The sequence below is a fragment of the Halorubrum lacusprofundi ATCC 49239 genome (assembly GCF_000022205.1).
Lineage (GTDB): Archaea > Halobacteriota > Halobacteria > Halobacteriales > Haloferacaceae > Halorubrum > Halorubrum lacusprofundi.
On record NC_012029.1, the window covers coordinates 1,018,411 to 1,032,937 of the forward strand.

General features: G+C 65.6%; 12 protein-coding genes and 1 tRNA gene. 5 read left to right on the top strand and 8 right to left on the bottom strand.

Annotated features, from left to right (window positions below; genetic code table 11):
• Positions 1–66 precede the first annotated feature (66 nt).
• Positions 67–137: transfer RNA gene (locus HLAC_RS05075), tRNA-Gly, on the bottom strand.
• Between the two features lie 236 nt (positions 138–373).
• Between HLAC_RS05075 and HLAC_RS05080 the strand changes: the two genes are divergently transcribed.
• Together HLAC_RS05080 and HLAC_RS05085 are read left to right on the top strand one after the other, a co-directional pair.
• Complete coding sequence (locus HLAC_RS05080) at positions 374–898, top strand: DoxX family protein (RefSeq protein WP_015909771.1); 525 nt, start codon at positions 374–376, stop codon at positions 896–898.
• A gap of 13 nt (positions 899–911) precedes the next feature.
• Positions 912–1,196 carry a hypothetical protein gene (locus tag HLAC_RS05085; protein WP_015909772.1) on the top strand — a complete coding sequence of 95 codons (285 nt, stop codon included), beginning with the start codon at positions 912–914 and terminating at the stop codon, positions 1,194–1,196.
• A gap of 38 nt (positions 1,197–1,234) precedes the next feature.
• On the opposite strand, the gene HLAC_RS05090 is transcribed toward HLAC_RS05085, so the two are convergent.
• The 4 genes from HLAC_RS05090 to HLAC_RS05105 all read right to left on the bottom strand — a co-directional run bounded on the left by HLAC_RS05090 (position 1,235) and on the right by HLAC_RS05105 (position 8,298).
• Complete coding sequence (locus HLAC_RS05090; RefSeq protein ID WP_015909773.1) at positions 1,235–3,694, bottom strand: methyl-accepting chemotaxis protein; 2,460 nt, start codon at positions 3,692–3,694, stop codon at positions 1,235–1,237.
• A gap of 60 nt (positions 3,695–3,754) precedes the next feature.
• On the bottom strand, positions 3,755–4,405 hold the full coding sequence (locus HLAC_RS05095) for a class I SAM-dependent methyltransferase (protein ID WP_015909774.1): 651 nt from the start codon (positions 4,403–4,405) through the stop codon (positions 3,755–3,757).
• 90 nt (positions 4,406–4,495) lie between these two features.
• A complete protein-coding gene (locus HLAC_RS05100) occupies positions 4,496–6,643 on the bottom strand; it encodes a type II secretion system F family protein (protein WP_015909775.1) in 2,148 nt (715 codons plus the stop codon).
• Positions 6,643–8,298, bottom strand: coding sequence for a type II/IV secretion system ATPase subunit (locus tag HLAC_RS05105; RefSeq protein WP_015909776.1), 1,656 nt, complete (start codon positions 8,296–8,298; stop codon positions 6,643–6,645). Before HLAC_RS05105 ends, HLAC_RS05100 begins: the two co-directional genes overlap by 1 nt.
• A 128-nt stretch (positions 8,299–8,426) precedes the next feature.
• Between HLAC_RS05105 and HLAC_RS05110 the strand changes: the two genes are divergently transcribed.
• Together HLAC_RS05110 and HLAC_RS17720 are read left to right on the top strand one after the other, a co-directional pair.
• Positions 8,427–8,888 carry a DUF5793 family protein gene (locus tag HLAC_RS05110; protein WP_015909777.1) on the top strand — a complete coding sequence of 154 codons (462 nt, stop codon included), beginning with the start codon at positions 8,427–8,429 and terminating at the stop codon, positions 8,886–8,888.
• A 106-nt stretch (positions 8,889–8,994) separates the two neighbouring features.
• Positions 8,995–9,321, top strand: coding sequence for a HalOD1 output domain-containing protein (locus tag HLAC_RS17720; RefSeq protein ID WP_015909778.1), 327 nt, complete (start codon positions 8,995–8,997; stop codon positions 9,319–9,321).
• Between the two features lie 25 nt (positions 9,322–9,346).
• Here the strand turns inward: HLAC_RS17720 and HLAC_RS05115 are convergent, their stop codons facing one another.
• The 3 genes from HLAC_RS05115 to HLAC_RS05125 form a co-directional block, all read right to left on the bottom strand.
• The gene (locus tag HLAC_RS05115) at positions 9,347–10,075 is read right to left on the bottom strand and encodes a helix-turn-helix domain-containing protein (protein ID WP_015909779.1); all 729 of its coding nucleotides are present in this window, start codon (positions 10,073–10,075) and stop codon (positions 9,347–9,349) included.
• Positions 10,076–10,495: 420 nt separating this feature from the next.
• Positions 10,496–11,332, bottom strand: coding sequence for an SAM hydrolase/SAM-dependent halogenase family protein (locus HLAC_RS05120; protein ID WP_015909780.1), 837 nt, complete (start codon positions 11,330–11,332; stop codon positions 10,496–10,498).
• Positions 11,333–11,509: 177 nt separating this feature from the next.
• The gene (locus tag HLAC_RS05125) at positions 11,510–12,040 is read right to left on the bottom strand and encodes a nicotinamide-nucleotide adenylyltransferase (RefSeq protein WP_015909781.1); all 531 of its coding nucleotides are present in this window, start codon (positions 12,038–12,040) and stop codon (positions 11,510–11,512) included.
• A 171-nt stretch (positions 12,041–12,211) separates the two neighbouring features.
• On the opposite strand from HLAC_RS05125, the gene lonB reads away from it, so the two are divergent.
• Positions 12,212–14,509, top strand: a complete 2,298-nt coding sequence (lonB, locus tag HLAC_RS05130; protein ID WP_015909782.1) for an ATP-dependent protease LonB — start codon at positions 12,212–12,214, stop codon at positions 14,507–14,509.
• Positions 14,510–14,527 lie beyond the last annotated feature (18 nt).

Sequence of the window (14,527 nt, forward strand, 5' to 3'; positions counted from 1 at the left end):
GGTCGCTCGCTACGCTCGCTCTCTGATTTAAATCCCTCGGCGATTTCTCTCACTTCGTTCGAGAAATGCGCCGGCCGGGATTTGAACCCGGGCCATGAGCTTGGAAGGCTCAGGTCCTACCACTAGACCACCGGCGCGCGTAGATGCGTCCGTTGCTGAACGCATCTACACGTAGGCCGAACAGTTTTGATAAACGTTCCGTGTTCTCGACGACAAAGCGGATCGTCGGCGACGACGATCGTCCACACCCCTACTTAAAAAGCCACAATATCGCGGGCCGTTCCCGTTTACTTAGAACCATTTTCAGAGGGTTAGAAGCGTTCTGGGTTCATATGTAGGTACCAACCCAACGTACATCCGTAAGGTGACGACAATGTCATACCAATCGAGCAATCCACTGGTCGGCGAGGTCGAGTTTGCACTGGACGGTCCATGGGCGGCGTACTGGATCGCCTTCCTACGTGTCGTCACCGGATGGTGGTTCTTCCACTCCGGAATTACGAAGATCATCGAGAGCGGGTTCTCGTACAGCTACGGGGCGATGTACATGCAGGGCATGTCGGACACCGCTCTCGGCGGCATCCCGGTCTGGATGGGGAACAACCTCGCGTGGCTCATCGAGCCGGGCGTTCCCCTCTTCGAGACGCTGATCGGGCTCGCGCTGATCGCGGGCGCGTTCACCCGGCTGGCCGCCTTCGGTGGGGTCATCTTCATGACCCTGTTCTGGGTCGGCAACGCCGGGTTCGGCCACGGACTCGTCAACAGCGACTTCATGGGCCTGCTGTTGTTCGTGACGATGATCGTGCTCGCGGCCGGCCGGTACTACGGTCTCGACGCGATCATCGAGAAGCTCGACGTGGTCGAACAGCACCCGAAACTCCGCTACCTGCTCGGTTAAGAGGTGACATCCAATGACTGACATTATCGACAAGGCGGCGATGGCGTTGAGCGCGGGACTGATGCTGCTCGGAATCGTCGGGATGGGGATCCTCGAGGTCCTCGTCGGCGCGCCGTACGGTCCGGTTCCGCTTACGAACGAGGCGGGCGACGTGATCGCGACCCCGCTGTTCTCGGCGCAGCTCCGCACGGGGGTCGTGCTGGCCGGCATCGCGGTACTCGGGCTGTACGCGGCCTACAAGATCGTGACGCCGCTGGCCGAGGACGCACAGACCGGTCACGAGACGATCGCCGACTGAGACGGCGCGTGACCCGATCGCCACGGTAGACGGCGCGACTACTCTTCTGCGTTCCCGTCGTCCACGTCCGCCTCGCGAGCGACGCCGCCGTCGGCGCTCACTGACGAGGTCCCGTCCGTCTCCGCTGCCTCGAACGTGAACGCGGAATCGTCCGGTGCTGGCCCCGACGCCGGTTCAGGCTCGGGCTGGGCCCCTCTGGTGTCGCTCTCCGAGCGGTCACCGACCGTCACGCTGTCTGCACCGCTCCCGCGTTCCGCCTCCGCGTCGGCGACCTCGAACGCGTCGGTCATACCGCGAAGATCGCGTGCTCGCTCCGTCAAGTCGTGCGCCTGCTCGGAGACCTCCCGCAGCGTCACGGCCTGCTCCTCTGCGGTCGACGCGACGGTCGTCGCCTCCGCGGTCGTCTGCTGGCTCACGCCGGCCAGATCGTCGACGGCGCCGGTGACCTCGCTGACTGACGACGCCTGCGCGTCCATCGCGCCGGAGATCTCTTGGACCCCGTCGTCGGCGTCGGTCACGCGCTCGGCGACCGCCTCAAGCGCGTTCTCGGCCTCCTCGACGGTGTCGACCCCGTCGTCGACCCCCTCGCGGATCGCGGCCATCTCGGCGACGCTGTCGTCGGTGCGCTCGCGCAGCCCGTCGATCAGCGTTTCGACCTCCGCGGCCGACGCCTGCGTCTCCTCCGCGAGCGACTTCACCTCCTCGGCGACGACGGCGAAGCCGGAACCGGCCTCGCCGGCGCGTGCGGCCTCGATGGAGGCGTTCAACGCGAGCAGATTCGTCTGATCGGCGATCTCCGAAATCGTCTCGACGATCTCGTCGACTTCCTCCATCTCGGCTTCAAGTCGCTCGACGGTCTTTGCGGCCGACTCCGATCGCTCCTCGATCGCGTGCAGTTCGTCGACCGCGTCGCCGGTCGCCTCGCGACCCCGTTCGGTGAGGTCGCTCGCCTGCTGTGAGGTGGTCGCCACCTCGTCCGCGGAGGCGGCCACCTCTTCGACGGTCGCGGACATGTCCTCCATCTCGCCGGCGACATCGGCGAGCTGACGGCTCTGGCGCTCGGCGCCCGCCGAGATCTCGTCGACCGCGTCGCTCGTCTCACGGCCCGCCTCGGCGACTTCGTCGGTACCGTCCGTCACCGCCTCGCTTTTCTCGGTCACCTCGCCCGCGAACGCGTCCACCTCGGCGATCGTCGCCTCCAGTTCGTCCATGGCGTCGTTGAACCCGTCCGCGATCTCGCGGAGCGCCTCGGGATCGTCGGGCTGAGCGTCGAGCCGGGCGGTGAGGTCGCCGTCGGCGCACTCCTCCATCGTCGCTCCGAAGGCCGCGGCGCGCTCCTCCAGCGTCCGCGCGAACGCCTCGCTCTCCGCTTTCGCCGCCTCCGCGCGCTCCCGCTGGGCCTCAGCCGACTCGATCTCCTCGCGCAGCGAGTCACGCATCGTCGAGAACGAGCCGTAGAGGTCGCCGAACTCGTCTCGCCGACTCGTTTCCAGGTCCACGTCGAGATCGCCGGCCTCTAGCTCGCGCGCTCGGTTCCCGAGGCGATTCAGCTCGACGACGGTCCCTCGGCCGAGTGTTGCGCCGAGCAGCCCGAGCCCGACCACTGCGACCCCGACGATCAAAAGGAGGTTCCGGCCGATCATCCCGGAGAGCGCGTACGCCTCAGAGAGTGGGACGTGGACGGCGACCGACCAGTCTTCGGACGGCACCGGCGCGTACGCGACGAAGTAGTTGACCCCGTCGACGAAGCCGAACGTCGCCGACGCGACCGAGCCGACCGAATTCTCCTCGGCGAACAGGGCAGACCGGATACCGCCGTTGTACCGCTCACCGGCGACGCCCTCGCGGTCGCCGGCGGCGATCGTCCCGTCCGCCTGCACGATCGTCGTGAACGCGCTCGCGGTCGGCTGCCGGAGGTCCGCGACGACCGGCGCGAGAGCGACTTCCATGACGAGGTAATCGCGCATCGGCGTCATGGCGACGTAGGCGATCCGCTGCTGGCCGTCGACCTCGTACGTCGACGTGGTGGAGACTTGGTCGCCGTACAGCAGGTTATCGTCGAACCACTCCTGACCCGTGACGGCGGCGCCGGCGTCGGAACCGTCTTGGCTCGACGCGAGTACGATGCCTTCCTTGCGGTCGACGTGGTGAAGGGCGACCACCTCCTCGGCCGTCCGGGAGTAGTGGGAACGTAGGTACCGGCTCGTCACGTCTGCGTCGCGGGAGAACGCCTCGTTGTCCGCGATGTCGCTCGCCTTCGAGCGCCGGGCGCTCGTCCACCCGTCGATCTCGGTGGCGCTCAACTCCGCGACGGCGGTGTAATCCTCCTGTGCGGTGGCTTCGAGCTGATCGGTCGTCTCCGCGTAGGTGACCGCGCCCACCGCGCCGATGGCGGCGATGACCACTAGCACGACGAGCGCGAACTTCGCGAGATAGCTGCGAGTGACCACGTCGGGACTTATCCGACGCAGAAGACGATCCAAACGTGAAGAACTCATTACATCGACGCGGTCGTCACGATCTCTTTAATCCACCTACGTCGATATCGGTAGTGATAATTAGGCGTCCGAGGCGGTGACGGTTGCATAGCAGTTCCCGCTGGAAATATCGACATCGACGACGCTGAGGGCGCTTTCGCCGAGGTCGATCTCGAACTCAGCGGGCGAGTAGATGTGATAGTACCGCGGGACCGTTTCGCCGCCGGGGAGGGTCCAGTCGACCGTCGTGTCGAACCCCTCTTCTCGGTCGAACCGGTCGTGAGCCGTACTCCATGCGCTCACCAGCGCAGTCCCGCCGGGCGCGAGGACTCGCGCGAGTTCGTCGAGGCTCCGGACCCGAGCCTCGCGCGACGGGAGGTGGTGGAGGGTCGCGACGTACACGGCGACCCCGACCGCATCGGTCGCGATCGGGAGGGTCGCGGCGTCGCCGTGGACGAACGACGCGGTCCCGTCGTACCCCCGTTCGCGGGCACGAGCGACCGCCTCACGGAGGAGCTCGCGGCTGAGGTCGACGCCGACGACCGCGTCCGCGCGCTCGGCGAGCAGTTCCGTGTGCCGCCCGTTGCCGCAGCCGATGTCGAGCCCGCGCGTCGCGGTGCGCCCGTCGAGGAACGACTCGACCTCCGGCCACGCGTACTCCCTCGTCTTCGAGAAGTGCGCGGCGATCCGGTCGTACGTCGACTGGGGGTCGCCGGCGGACTGGGGATCCATACCGGGCAGTCGTTCCAGACCGATTTAGGTTCGGTGGCCCGCGTCGGGTGAGAGTGATGGCGATTGAAGCCTCAATCGCCCGGAGGCGACTCACACCAAGTCGATGACGAGGAACGTGGCGAGCGTCAACAACAGCAGGGCGACGACGTGTTTCACGCCGTCTCTGACCGAGCCCTCGCCGAGCTGTCCGGCGACGAGTCCGGAACAGACCGCCTGTATCGCGGCGGCGTGGAAGAACAGCTGCTCGTAGGCGGTCGTGTTGATGTCCCCAAGCCCGTCCGTGATCCCTCCGGGACCGCTCGGCGCGCCCGGAAGGTCGCTCGCACTAGTGCCGGCGCCGGCACCGGGGATCGCCGCCTCCTCGATCGCGGGGATGAACGACACCGACAGCGAGGCGATGATTCCGAGGAACACGAGGAAGGAGATGTAGATCACGATGAGGTACGTGAGCATTACCTGTCGGCGCTCCCGACGGAGCGACCACGTCGCGCGCGACTCGTCGGCCGCGATTCGGAGCACGGGGCCGACATCGCCGCTGGCACGCATCGCGTTCGTGATGAGCGCGACCGCCCGCGAGGTCATCGGCGATCGGACTCGTCGCTCTAGCCGCCGGAGAGCGGTGCCCACGTCGGCGCCCCAGTCGATGTCGCGCCGGGTGCGCTGCAGGTCGTCGGTCAGGGCCTCCAGGTTCGAGTCCGCGACGCGCCGGACGCTCCCGACCACGGACGTGCCCGCCTCGTTGACGCTGGCGAGGCGGTCGAGAAAGTCTGGAACCGCCGACTCGATCCGGCGGACTCGGCGCTTGTGGGCCTCGTAGACGACGGCGTAGCTCGCGAGCACGACCACGGTCGCGGCGACGATCGGGGTCTCGACCTGTGCGACCATCTCGGTCGGCGGTCCGAGGGTGATCGGGAAGGCGGTCACGAGCAGGACGACGACCGCGAGCGGAACGGACAGGAGAAACACCGTTCGCGGCGCGCCGAGCACGCTCTCGACCGGCGACGCAGCCCACCGCCGCAGCGTTCGGATCCGATCGTACGCTCGGAGGCGCTCGCGGCTCGCCGCCCAGCGGTCCGCCGACGGCGACCCGCCCGCCACGCCGCCGTCGGGCTGGGGATTCCCGTCCGCCTGCGCGCTTGCGGTGTCGCTCATCCCTGATTCGTCTTCGATCGCCTCTGAGAGGTCAACAGTCTCGGTGCCGCCGATTCCCTGCGTGACGCTGTCGACGTAGACCACGAACCCGAACGTCGCCAGCGGTACCCCGAGGTAGACCACGACGCGCAACAGGGGGAGCGTGTCCTCCAACACGAGCCCGATCACGACGAGAATGGTGATGAAAAACAGCGGTCCCGCTACCAGCGCGGTGACGTACGCCTCCGCGAACGTCGACAGGAGTTCGAGGTACTGTTGCTGTTTCGACTCGGCCTCCTCCTGATACAGCTCGTACTGGTCGCTGAGGAACGTCGAGATGGGTTGGCCGGTGCCGAGCACGGACGCGAGGTTCTCCGCGAAGTCGGCCAGATCGTCGCTCGGGGTGCGCCGGGAGGTGCGCTGGAGCGCGGTCAGCGCGTCGGTACCGAAGGCGTTCATGTCGCGGACGGCGACCGACAGCTCCGTCGCCGCCTCGCCGTACACCGCCTCGTTCTCCGCGAGCGTGTCCATGACGCGTGGGAACGGCATCCCCGACCGCGAGAGCGCGTACATGAACGCGACCGTCCGGGGCAGGGTGGCGTCGATCTCCGCTCCCCGAGCGTGAGCGCGTTGGTCGAGCAGCTCCCACCGCCCGTAGTACATCCCGACCGCGAGCGCGGCGCCGAGGGTCGCCGACGCCAGCGTCAACAGGAGGAAGAGTTTGGGGAGCCCGAGCTCCGTGAGCCGGGTCACGCCGGCGACGAACCCGAGCGACGCGGGGAGCGTCCCACGGAGGGCCGCCTCGCTCACGTCGAGCACCGAGAGGAGCCCGGCCGCGGCGTACACGCCGATGACGCTGCCGGCGACGCCGAGGACGCCCGCGTACAGGAGCGTCTTGGCGGCGTACGTCCGGTGGGTGCCCGCGACGTGAGCGGCGCGCATCAGGTCGCGCTGGCGCTGGCGCCGCGGCCCGTCCTCGCCGACGTAGTCGCCGAAGAGCGACAGCGCGACGCGGGTCACGACCAGGTCGGCACCGTCGTCGACCGCGGGCAGCAGCAGCGCCAGACAGCACCCGAACGCGGCGAGCAGGGGGAGGTACGCGATCATCAGTCGGCGGCGTCACCGACCGGTCCCGAGGGTTTGGCCGCGCCGTCGCTCCGTTCTTCGAGCCGGTCCATCACGCGTTCAGGATCGGCGTAGTACTCGTTGACGAGGGCGGTGAACGCCCGGTAGTCGGTGACGCCGAGCCCGCGGAGCAGTTCGAGGAAGCGCTCGCGGCGCCGGACCTCGCGAAGTAGCTCCGACCGGGACCAGCCGCGCTCGTCGGCGATCTCCTCCATGAGCGACGAGTCGTTCCGGCTGAACTCGTCGGTCTCCGCGTCCCACTCGAACGCCGAGGAGTAGTCGAGCTCCCCGGTGCGCTGGTCGATTCCGCCTATCTCGCCGATCGTCTTCGCGCGCCGGACGCGCTGGTCGCCCGACCGGGTCAGCGTCTGGATCGACAGCATGTCGAGCGACTGGACCATCGCGCGCGGGACGTTGATCGGCTCGTTCTCCAACCGGTTGATGACCGTCTCGATCGAGTCGGCGTGCATCGTTGAGAAGGTGGTGTGGCCCGTGTTCATCGCCTGAAACAGGGTGATGGCTTCCGCCCCACGGACCTCCCCGACCACGATGTACTCGGGGCGGTGGCGCAGCGCGGACCGGAGCAGATCGTACATGTCGATGTCGGCGCCCTCGTAGCGACGCTCGCGGGTGATCGAGGAGAGCCAGTTGTCGTGGTACAGAGAGAGCTCGCGGGTGTCCTCGATGGTGAGGATCTTCGCGCGCGGCGGGACGAACATCGACACCGCGTTCATCGAGGTGGTCTTCCCGGAGGCGGTGCCGCCCGCGAAGATGAGGCTCTTGTTGTGCTCGATACAGAGCCAGAAGTACGCCATCTGCTCGATCGAGAACGTGCCGTACTCCACCAGATCGATCGGCGTGAGCGGGTCCTCGGCGTACTGGCGGATCGTGAACGCGGAGCCACGCGGGGTCACCTCTTCGCCGAGCGCGAGTTCCGCGCGCGACCCGTCCGGCAGCGTCGTCTCCACCATGGGGTCCCCGACGGAGATGTGGCGCCCAGATTGTTGAGCGAGGCGGATCACGTAGTTGTCGAGCGCCGACTTCCCGAACGAGACGTTGGTCTCGATGTCGGTGTAGTCGTCGTGGTACACGAAGATCGGGAGGTCGTAACCGTCACACGAGATGTCCTCGATGTGGCGGTCGTTGAGGAAGGGGTCGACCTTCCCGTAGCCGCGGAAGTCGCGGTAGAGGTAGTACGCGAGCGCGTGAAACGTATCCATCCCGATGTCGACGCCGTACCCCTCTAACAGCCCCTCAAGCTCGGTTCTGAGCGTTTCCTCGTCGGTCCGTCCGGTACCCTCGCGATACAGCAGCGGGTCCCGGATGTCGTCGACCACGCGGTCGAGGAGGTCGCGCTCGAACCGGTCCAGCTCCGGCTCAACCGCGTAGTACCGGTGTTCGCTTTCCGCGTCGTGGTAGGTGATCACGACGTACGCGTACGGGGCGTTCACCCAGTACCGGTCGACCTCGCTTTCGCCGTCGGGGATCGCGAAGTCGGCGAGCGGGCCGTCATCGCCCGGTCTGAAGGCCCGAACGTCGATGTCGGACCCCCGTAGCACCTCCCACGTCCGCGAGAGCCGCCGCCGGAGGGCCTCGATCCGATCCCCGGCGTCGTCCTCGCGTGCGTCACTCGCCATCGTCGTTACGGGGCCGTATGCAGCGTGGTGGTTTAAATGCCACCGAGCGATTATCAGCGACGAGTCGCCCACAGCAGGGATCCGCCCGTTACGTTCATACGGGACGACCGCAAAGTACCGAGTACGAAATGCGGCGTGACTACTTCGAACTGACCGTCGAAGGCGTCGACGACGACACCCACCGGCCGGTGACCCCACTGGTCCGTATCGACTTCCACGGACCGGACGGGCTCCTCCGCGACCGGCTCTCGGGGACCGACGGTACCCTCCTCGCCGCCGACGACGTCGACGTGGCGTTCCGGCTCCGCGAGCCGCTCTCAACCGCGGACGACTCGGAGGGCGTGGTCGGCGTGACGAACCGCTACACCGGGGACTTCATCCTCGAACTCAACGAGACGGCCACGGACGTGCTTCCCTTCATCCACGCCGCGCGCGATTCGGCGGGCGACGAGGACGCCCGCTACCGGGTCGAGATCGACGTCGACGGCGAGCGGCTCGTCACCTACGACAAACACACCTTCCTCGTGTACGACCACGAGGGGAACCTCCTGCGCAACGAGAGCCTGATCCCGTCAGGCGTCGAGCTCTGACTGGCCGTCGGGCGTCGAGCGCTGACGACCCTTCAGAGATAGGGACGGAGAATAAGGCCACTTATCCGCTCTGTTCTACCGGGCAGCAGTCAAATTACGAGATCTCATGACCCAACGAGACAACCGCCGACAAGAAGCTGAAGATCTGCGCTCCAATATTGCATCAAAATCGTACACGTCGAAGTTCGCCGATGAATCTGATACTCCTCCCTCCATCTGTGTAGTTGAGACGGTTGCGGAAGCTCTCGGAACGGATCCGAAGGAGTTGGGGCCACTCTACGAAGCGATCGATCCTGATTCGCTTGATCTGCTCTTTGAATCGCCAGACAAATTCAAACAAGGCTGTATAACGTTTCGATTCGAGGGGTGTCACGTCACTGTTGACGCAGATGGCTGGGTAGCCGTTTCGCTCCGAACAAACGACGGAGAGTGACTCGTGACTGGTCCCGTGATCGCCGTCACGTCTCTCTGGTCAGGTGCGTCTTGGCGGCGTTTCCAAACAGGAATGCGAGGATCTTGCGCTCGGCTGCAAAGACGTGTTCTGAGAAGGTAGCCGATGTGATCCCGAGTTCGTCGGCAACGTCTTGTCCCGTACAGTCGCGTGGCCATTCGTAATATCCCATCCCAAACGCGGTCTGCAGAACTTCTTGCTGTCTATTAGTCAGATCGTTGAGGATCGACTGCTGGAGCGTAGAGGGAGTCAACATGGATGTGTGCGTGTCTTTCGTCCGTTTCGCTATCAGTTCGAAATCGGAATACTCCTCAAGGAACTGTCCGGTAACTGCTGGCGGATCATTCCGCGGCGGGATCTCGGCGACGATACGCCCACGACCGTCGACGCCTTCGACGGTTTTCGGGAGGGCTCCGAGTTCAGCGAGCCGATACGCCGGACAGTTTCCAGACACGATGAATTCGAACAGACCGCCGTCATCGTATTCGCTGAGGAGTGAGGTTTCGACGGTGTCATACGTGTCTACGTGACTCGTGATTCGAGCGGGAGGCGCGCCTAGCACGTTGAAGAATTCCGCGTATTTCCCTTCCGGACGAGGGATGATCTTTGCGAGTTCGACCCGACACTGTTCTTCCTCGGACACGCCGACGAACGGATACGCTGGGTTCTGAACAGTGAGTTCGATCTCAACCACGGGACCGGTCTGGTTGTCGCTCTGATCTTCTGAAGGGCCCATTACATACAATACCCGCTGACGATGCTAAACTTTTATGTGAACAGTTACTTAAATTTCATTTCCGGGGTTTGGCCACTTCGTCTGTATGGGGACAGCCGTCCCCGACGGCGGGAGTACGTGACGCAGATTGGTTGATCAGCCATTTATAAGTGGATGTGTGGTGTTGTTGGCGGCTATTTATACGCCGTCGATGACGCGGTGACTACCCCCAAAGCCCCAGTTACCGGCGCGTAGCGCCGGCGACGCCGCCACAGTCCGTTTATAAGTGGCCGACGCTGCGCTCGCGATTATTTATATACCGAATCGCCGCTGACAAACTGCAACATCCACTCTCGTAATCGATCAAGAGGCAGTCGTCAACGAACGGTTGTATCAGTTGAAAGCCTGTCTGAGGTGTCGGAGTTCGACGAAGCTCTCGTGCTACAAACTCACGTTGTCGGCGACGAGCCGTACCGACTCCCCGGGTCGGAGGTCGAACGCGCCGTCGCCGCGCCCGTCGTTCACGTCGCACTCGACGTAGCCGTGACTCCCGACGGTGACGAGCCGATCGCCCGAATCGACCGCGCCGAACGTCTCGGCGACCGGGGTGAGCTCCCCGTTGATCCGGACCCAGTCGCGGCCGCGGATCAGCTCGCCCGGGACGTTCGTGACGACGTTGCCGAACCGGTCGATCGCGAGCACCTCACCATCGACAGCGACCGGGTCGCCCGCGTCGTCGCGTTCGACACTCGGGTCTGGAAGGACGAGGTCGACCGGATCCGTCGCCGGTGAGAGGTCGTCCATGGCGGCGAGCGTCTCCGAGACCGCCTCGGGCGTGGCTTTCGCGGGGTTGTCGTCGAGCGCCGTCCGGATCCGGGCCGCGGTCGGCGCGAACACGTCGCGGCCGTGGAACGTCTCGCTCGCGGGCTCTCCTACGTCGACGACGAACGCTTCGATATTCTCATCCTGCTCTTTCTCCCTCGCGAGCGCTCGGGCCGGTGGCATCGCGAGTCCGTTGTCGGGGGCGACGAGCACGTGCGAGCCGGCGCGGACGACGAGTGCGTCTCGGTCGGTGCCGACGCCGGGATCGATCACCGCACAGTGGACGGCCGGCGGGAACTCCGGGAGCACGAAGCGGAGCCAGAAGGCGGCCGCTCGGGGGTCACCGCGGGGCAGATCGTGGGCGACATCGATCAGTTCGGCGTCGGTGTGGCGGCGAATTACTCCCTTCATCGCGGCGGGGTACGGCGAGCCGAAGTCGGAGGCGAGCGTGATCATGAGCGATCAGCGGTCCGGCTAGCTCTTAAAAGGCTGGTTGGGCGGGTAGCAGTTGATAGCGAGGACGGAAGCGAGGATGGCAGCGAGGTGGCAGCGAGGTGGCAGCGAGGATGGCAGCGAGGTGGCAGCGAGGATGGCAGCGAGGTGGCAGCGAGGATAGAAACGCGAGATCGCCAGCTACGCGTCGGAGGGCGCGGTACCGTTCGCGTCGGTCTCCGCGATCCGGCGGATGCGCTCGACGCCGTCGATCTCCTCGATCACGTCGACGACGGTCTCGGGAACCAGCGCCTGCCAGTCGCGGCCGTGGATCATGCGCTCGCGCAGCTCCGCTCCCTCCAACACGTCGCGACGGAACATCGGGGAGCCGCGAGCCTCGACGCCGGCTTCCTCGAACAGCCGGACGACGAGCGGGTTGTTCGAGTACGCGATATCGAACCGCGGAGTCATGCTCTGGACGTGGCTCACCCACACGGAGTTGCGGTCGAGATCCTCGATGGGGACGACGTAGGTGGTGACATCGAGTTTCTCGACGGCCTTCGTTACCATCATGACGCGCTCTCCGGCCGTGAACGGGTTCCGGGTGGTGTGGGAGTCGCCGGCCGAACCGATCCCCAACACGAGCTCGTCAACCTCGGCCGCAATCTCCTCGACCATATGTCGGTGACCGTTATGAAACGGCTGATACCGCCCGATATAGAACCCGCGCATGGATCCACGTAGCGGGAGCCTCGTTTATAAACCTCGTGGGAATCGTCAATTAGGGATATCAGAGCCTATGAACCGTGTCAAGCTGGTTTTTTGAATTCTACACGATTCGTCCGCGGGGAGAAAGTATATCAGTAGCCGACCCGTCGTTTTTCCTAGCGAAAATCGATTTCTATGAGCAACGAAAAGGACGCGAACGACCCGCCGACCGAGGACCCCGAGGAGCCGGACGAGTCCGGCGTCGGGACCCCGGATCCGACGGGGAACGGCGAGGACGCCCGCGACGACGGCGCCCGCGCGCCGGCGGACGACGGCGTCGACGAGCCCGACGATACCGGCGACCCGGCCTCCGATGAGGAGGCGGTCGCCGACGATCCCACCGACCCCGACAATTCTGACGAAGTCTGGGACGACGGCATCGTCGTCGACGACGGACCCGGGCCGGACGACGCCGGGGCGGGCCGCGAGGAAGCGACCGGCGCCACCTCCGAGGGTGTCACCGAAGCAAACGAGGGGGGCGACATCGACGAGCTCGGCAGCTCAGTCGAGGTCGAAGGCGCCGATATTGACGAAGATCCCGACGAGGACGACCTGCTTGGCGGACTCAAGATCGATACGACTGCCGAGCTTGAGATCCCCGACCGACTCGTCGACCAAGTCATCGGACAGGAGCACGCCCGCGACGTGATCATCAAGGCGGCCAAACAGCGCCGCCACGTGATGATGATCGGTTCGCCCGGGACCGGGAAGTCGATGCTCGCGAAGGCGATGTCCGAGCTGCTCCCGAAAGAGGAGCTCCAGGACGTGCTGGTCTACCACAACCCGGACGACGGTAACAAACCGAAGGTCCGGACGGTGCCCGCCGGCAAGGGCGACCAGATCGTCGACGCGCACCGCGAAGAGGCGCGCAAGCGCAACCAGATGCGGTCGCTGTTGATGTGGATCATCATCGCCGTCGTGTTGGGCTACGCGCTCATCATCGTCGGCCAGATCCTCGTCGGCATCATCGCCGCCGGGGTCGTCTACCTCGTCTTCCGCTACCTGAACCGCGGGTCGGACGCGATGATCCCGAACCTGCTGGTGAACAACGGCGACACGAAGACTGCGCCGTTCCGCGACGCGACCGGCGCGCACGCCGGCGCGCTGCTCGGCGACGTCCGGCACGACCCGTTCCAGTCCGGTGGGATGGAGACGCCCAGCCACGACCGCGTCGAGGCGGGCGCCATCCACAAGGCGAACAAGGGCGTGCTGTTCATCGACGAGATCAACACGCTCGACATCCGGAGCCAGCAGCACCTCATGACGGCGATCCAGGAGGGCGAATTCTCGATCACGGGCCAGTCCGAGCGCTCCTCGGGTGCGATGGTCCAGACCGAGCCCGTCCCGACCGACTTCGTCATGATCGCGGCCGGGAACCTCGACGCGATGGAGAACATGCACCCGGCGCTGCGGAGCCGTATCAAGGGGTACGGTTACGAGGTGTACATGGAGGACACCATCGAGGACACCCCAGAGATGCGTCGGAAGTACGTTCGCTTCATCGCTCAGGAGGTCGCGAAGGACGGTCGCCTGCCGGAGTTCTCGGCCGACGCTATCGAGGAGGTCATCCTCGAAGCCAAGCGTCGCTCCGGCCGGAAGGGCCACCTCACCCTCCTGTTCCGGAACCTCGGCGGACTCGTCCGCGTCGCCGGCGACATTGCCCGCGGCGAGGACGCAGAGCTGACCACCCGCGAGCACGTGCTGCAGGCGAAGGGACGCTCGCGCTCCATCGAACAGCAGCTCGCGGACGACTTCATCGAGCGCCGGAAGGACTACGAGCTGCAGGTCTCCGACGGCTACGTCGTCGGCCGTGTCAACGGCCTCGCCGTGATGGGCGAGGACTCCGGGATCATGCTCCCGGTGATGGCCGAGGTCGCGCCCTCGCAGGGGCCCGGCGAGGTCATCGCCACGGGTCAGCTGAAGGAGATGGCCCAAGAGTCGGTGTCGAACGTCTCCGCCATCATCAAGAAGTTCTCCGACGAGAACATCTCGGAGATGGACATTCACATCCAGTTCGTGCAGGCGGGTCAGCAGGGCGTCGACGGCGACTCCGCGTCCATCACGGTCGCGACCGCCGTCATCTCTGCGCTGGAGAACGTGGGCGTCGACCAGAGCCTCGCGATGACGGGATCGCTGTCGGTGCGGGGCGACGTGCTCCCCGTCGGCGGCGTCACCCACAAGATCGAGGCGGCCGCGAAGGCCGGCTGCACCCGAGTCATCATCCCGCAGGCGAACGAGCAGGACGTGATGATCGAAGACGAGTACAAAGACATGATCGAGGTCATTCCGGTCTCGCACATCAGCGAGGTCCTCGACATCGCCCTGGAGGGCGAAGCCGAGAAGGACTCGCTCGTCTCCCGGCTCAAGTCGATCACCGGCTCGGCGCTGAAGGAGGGAGGCGTCTCCGGTCCCTCCAGCCCGAGCCCGCAGTAAGGCCGCCCGCCCCCACCC